The organism is Rubrivirga sp., assembly GCF_049648075.1.
Classification (GTDB): Bacteria; Bacteroidota; Rhodothermia; order Rhodothermales; family Rubricoccaceae; genus Rubrivirga.
The window spans coordinates 1-4178 of sequence record NZ_JBARYR010000555.1 but is presented as its reverse complement, the minus strand read 5'-3'; the positions used below and the strand labels follow the sequence as shown (position 1 = coordinate 4178).

The following is a 4178-nucleotide window of genomic DNA, read 5'->3' as shown; positions in this document are numbered from 1 at the left end:
CCTCGAGGGCGTGCCGCCGAGATCGTCGAGCGACGACGACCAGTTGGCGGCGCTGTTTGCGTCGCCCCCGAGATCGCGGCGCTCGAGGCTGATGCCGGTCGCGTCGTCGAGCTCGACGCGGTGCCAGTCGGGTTGGTAGAACACCGAGTCGAGGACGGCGCCGGCAGCCCGTAGCACGACGGCCTCGCCGGAGTTCGACAGGCTGATCGCGCTCCCTCCGTCTGCGAACACGGCGTCGGGAAAGACCGACCGTACGGCCTCGAGGTCGCGGGCGACGGCCAGGACTTGGCCGGGCAGAAGGATCGTCGGCTCCGAGGTCAGCGGGTCGCCGTCGGCGTCTCCGTCGTCCACGCGCACGTCCTCGAGGTCGAACACGCGGTCGGCGGTCGTGTTGACGACCTCGAGGTACTCGCCGTCGCTGCCGGTCTGCGGGTCGTACATGATCTCGGAAATCACGATCTCCCCGGGTCCGGGCGTGTCGGGCTGGCCGACGAAGAACCGGCCGGCGGAGACGACGGTCACGTTGCCCGCCAGGTCTTGCAGGTTTGAGACCTCGAGGACGGGGACCGAGCGGTCGGCAAACGGCTCGGCAAACGTCAGGTCGACGGACGTAATGCCGCCGTCGGCCCGCCCGACGACGTCGACGGAGGCGGGCGTGAACGTCGCGTCGACGCGGTAGCTCTCCGCCCTCGAGGCCGACGCGAACGTGACGGGTTCCGTGAACGTGACCCGGACGACGCGGTCCGACCTCGAGGCCGCCGAGGCGATCTCGGGCGCGGTGCCGTCCGGCGTGAAGTCGACGGTCGTCGTCGAAGTCGGTGTGGCGTTGCCTAACAGGTCGATCAGGCCCGTCGCGGTCACGGTCGAGGTGCCGGCGGAGAGGGGGGAGGCGAGCGTCAGCGTGACGGACGTGCTCTCGGCTCGGTAGTCGGCCGCCGTTACCGCCGCGCCCTCGACGGAGAACGCCCCAGCCGTTGCGCTGCTCGGTGTCAGGGGCTCATCGAGGACGACCTCGACCTCGAGGCCGCTGCGGGATGCCGTCGCGGAGAGGAGCAGCGGGCCGGTGACGTCGGGCGCGAACTGGCTGTTGACCTCGCCGGGCGTACCGCCGCGCAGGTCGGTCGTCGTCGCCCAGTTGGCGCTGACCGACGACGGGCCGTCGGGGTCCCTCCGTTCGAGCGACGCGTCCTCGCCACCCCAACTCGGTGTGTACAGCAGCGAGTCGACTGTGACGCCTTGGAACGCGAGCACGATGGCATCGCCGGAGTTGTTGAGCGCGCTCCACGACGGCTGCTCGATGAACTCGACGCCGGGGAAGACGGCGCCGAACAACGCTCCGTCCTCGACAACGACAGCGTACCCGCCGGGCTCGACGAAGACCGGCTGATCCGTGACCGGCTCCGCGTCTCCCGTCCCGTCGTTGAGCGTGAACTCGCGCAGGTCGAACGCTTTGTCAGTCCGGTTGAACAGCTCGACAAACTCACCGGGGTTGTCGGATGTCGGCTCGTCGTATAAAAACTCGTTGATGACCAGGTCGCGCACATCTGCTGGGTCACCCTCGCCGAAAAAGAACGTCCTCGAGGCCGACGTGAGGACGTTGCCTCTCAGGTCCGCGACGCCCGTCACCGTCACGGTCGCGGTCTGACGACCCGTGAGCGGGACAGCCAGTGCGAGAATGATCTCCGAGCCGTCCGCTCCGAGGTCGGCCATGAGTGGCGCCGTCCCGTTTACGGCGTATCGCGAGACGTCCGTCGAGGTCGCCGGATCGAGAGCTTCGTCGAACACGAGCCGGACGGTCTGGGCATCGAGGGCGCCGGCCGCGATCAGGCTGGGAGGCTCGGTGTCCTGGGCGAACAGCGTGTTGACGAATCCCGGTGTGCCGCCGCTCGGCGACGTCGTGGTCCCGTAGTTCGACGCCTGGTCGCTCGGTCCGAGCGGGTCCCGCCGCTCGAGTGAGGCGTCCGAGCCGCCCCAGGACGGATCGTACGGCACCGCATCGACCTCGAGGCCGCCTGCGACGATCGCGACGCGGTCGCCGGAGTTGTTGAGAGACGGGAAGCCCTCGAGGGCGATGAACGCGACACCGGGGTAGGCCGCGGCGAACGCGTCGGCGCTGCGGACCAGGACCACGAAGCCCCTAGCTTCGAGGAGCGCCCCAGCTGGGACGGGGTCCGAGGTCCCGCTGCCATCGGTGACCGTGAGCCCGCCCAGGTCGACCGCGATATCTAGGACGGTGACGACCTCGATCCACTCGTTCCCCGACAGCTGCGGCGCCGGCGGGTCGTACATGACCTCGTTGATGGCGAGGTCCCCCGCGGTGGGCTGTGCCTGCGCCACGCCCAGGGCGGCAGACAGGAGAATCAGGGCGGCGAGGCGGATCATTCTCGTGGCGGGAGGTGCCAGAGTCTACGCTTCGATCGTCGCCCTCGAGGACGACACGGGGCCTCGACCCTCGAGGGCGAGCTAGGCTCCCGAGCGCGCGTTGAGATCGCGGATGCACACCTCGGTCATCAGCTTCGCCGCGAGCGGGAGGGCGCTCTCATCGAGGTCGAAGCGGGCATGGTGGAGTGGATAGCGCGTCTCGGGGCCGCCGGACGTCCCGACCCGGATCATGCAGCCGGGGACCTTCTGGAGGTAGAACGCGAAGTCCTCGCCACCCATGCTCGCAAACCGAAGGTCATTGACGGCCTCGCCACCGAACAAGTCGGCCGCCGCACCGCGGGCCTGATCGACCTCGAGGTCGGTGTTCACGACGGCGGGCAGCGTGCCCTCGAAGTCGACGTCGACGTCGGCCTTGTGGAGGGCGCCCAGGGCGCCGGCGACGCGGCGGATCTGCTCGCGCAAGAAGCCCAGCGTCTCGCCGTCGACACAGCGGAGCGTGCCGCCCATCTCCACTTCCGTGGGAATCACGTTCAGGGCGTCGCCGCCCCACATCCGGCAGATCGTGAGCACGGCAGCCTTGCGTGCGTCCGTGACGCGGCCGACCAACTGGTAGAGCTCGGTCGCGATCTGGGTCGCGACCCAGACCGTGTCCACGGCCTCGTGTGGACGAGCCGAGTGCCCGGACCTCTCACTTCGCACGACGACGCGGAACGGGCAGCAGGCCGCCGTCAGTGGTCCGTTGCGGAACCCAAACCGACCCACCGGCTGACTCGGGTCGACGTGGACGGCATACACGGCCTCGAGGCCGTTGAGGGCACCGCCCTCGATCATGGCCGGGGCACCCGACGGGGCGATCTCCTCGGCGGGCTGAAACAGGACCCGGACCGTCCCGGCAAAGTCGTCGCGGCGCTCTCGGGCCAGGAGAGCGACACCGGCCGCGATCGCCATGTGGCCGTCGTGCCCGCAGGCGTGCATCGCACCCGAGTGTTGAGACTTGTAGGTCGCGTCGGTGGCTTCCACAATCGGCAGCGCGTCGATGTCCGATCGGTACCCGACCTTGGCGCCAGGACGCGCGCCCTCGATGTCGACCGTGAATCCCGTTTTCGCGATGGGGTCGGAGATCTCGAACCCGCGCCCTGTAAACCATTGCCGGAGGGCGGTCGACGTCTTGACCTCTTGGAACCCGAGCTCCGGGATCGTGTGCAGGTGCCGTCTAAGCGCGATCAGGTCGTCGCGGAGCGATGTCGGAGCGGTGGCGATGGCGGGCATAACTCGAGGGTGTCCACACGCATCTACGTCCTCGAGGTCGGCGGGTGCCGCTGCTCGTCTCGTCTTCTCAGATGCACGCGGGCCGTCCCCCTCGAGGTCGGACCTAGGCCGGCAGCGAGTCGACGCTCTCGCGCAACTCGCCGGTCAGGCTCGCGACCACGTCGGGAAGCCGCTTCATCTTGGCGTAGACGGCCCGCTGTCGCTCGGAAGACCCGCCGTTGTCCAGGATGTCTAGGACGCCGCGCAAGTGATCAAGGCAGCCGAGTCGCTCGGCGGTCGGCTCCAACTCCTCGATCAGGTTCGGGAGCATGTCGCGCAGTGCCCCGTGGTCCCCTTCGTTGTCGCAGATCAGCTCCGCATCGAGGCCGTGGCGGACAGCTCGCCACTTGTTCTCCCGCAAGATCCAGGGCTTGAGAAGTTGGATCGGGGCGCCCTGATCGTACCGGTCGCCGATGGCGACGACGAGGGACTGAACGAGCGCGACCAAGGTTGCGAGCTCCTTCATGGTCGAGGGCGCGTCGCAGATA

The 4178-nt window shown here is 68.8% G+C and carries 3 protein-coding genes; all 3 read right to left on the bottom strand.

The features are described 5' to 3' along the window. Window positions 1–2382 (bottom strand): lamin tail domain-containing protein (locus tag WBA11_RS15590; RefSeq protein WP_424521584.1); only part of this gene is annotated, 2382 nt, incomplete at its 3' end. A gap of 81 nt (window positions 2383–2463) precedes the next feature. Then, window positions 2464–3651, bottom strand: a complete 1188-nt coding sequence (locus WBA11_RS15585) for a M20 metallopeptidase family protein (RefSeq protein WP_424521583.1) — start codon at window positions 3649–3651, stop codon at window positions 2464–2466. Between the two features lie 103 nt (window positions 3652–3754). Next, a partial coding sequence (locus WBA11_RS15580) for a carboxylate-amine ligase (protein WP_424521582.1) occupies window positions 3755–4178 on the bottom strand: 424 nt, incomplete at its 5' end.

What these genes read in the sequence shown, in the direction of transcription:
- WBA11_RS15585 (WP_424521583.1), bottom strand. Translation starts at nt 3,651, where the DNA reads ATGCCCGCCATCGCCACCGCTCCGACATCGCTCCGCGACGACCTGATC.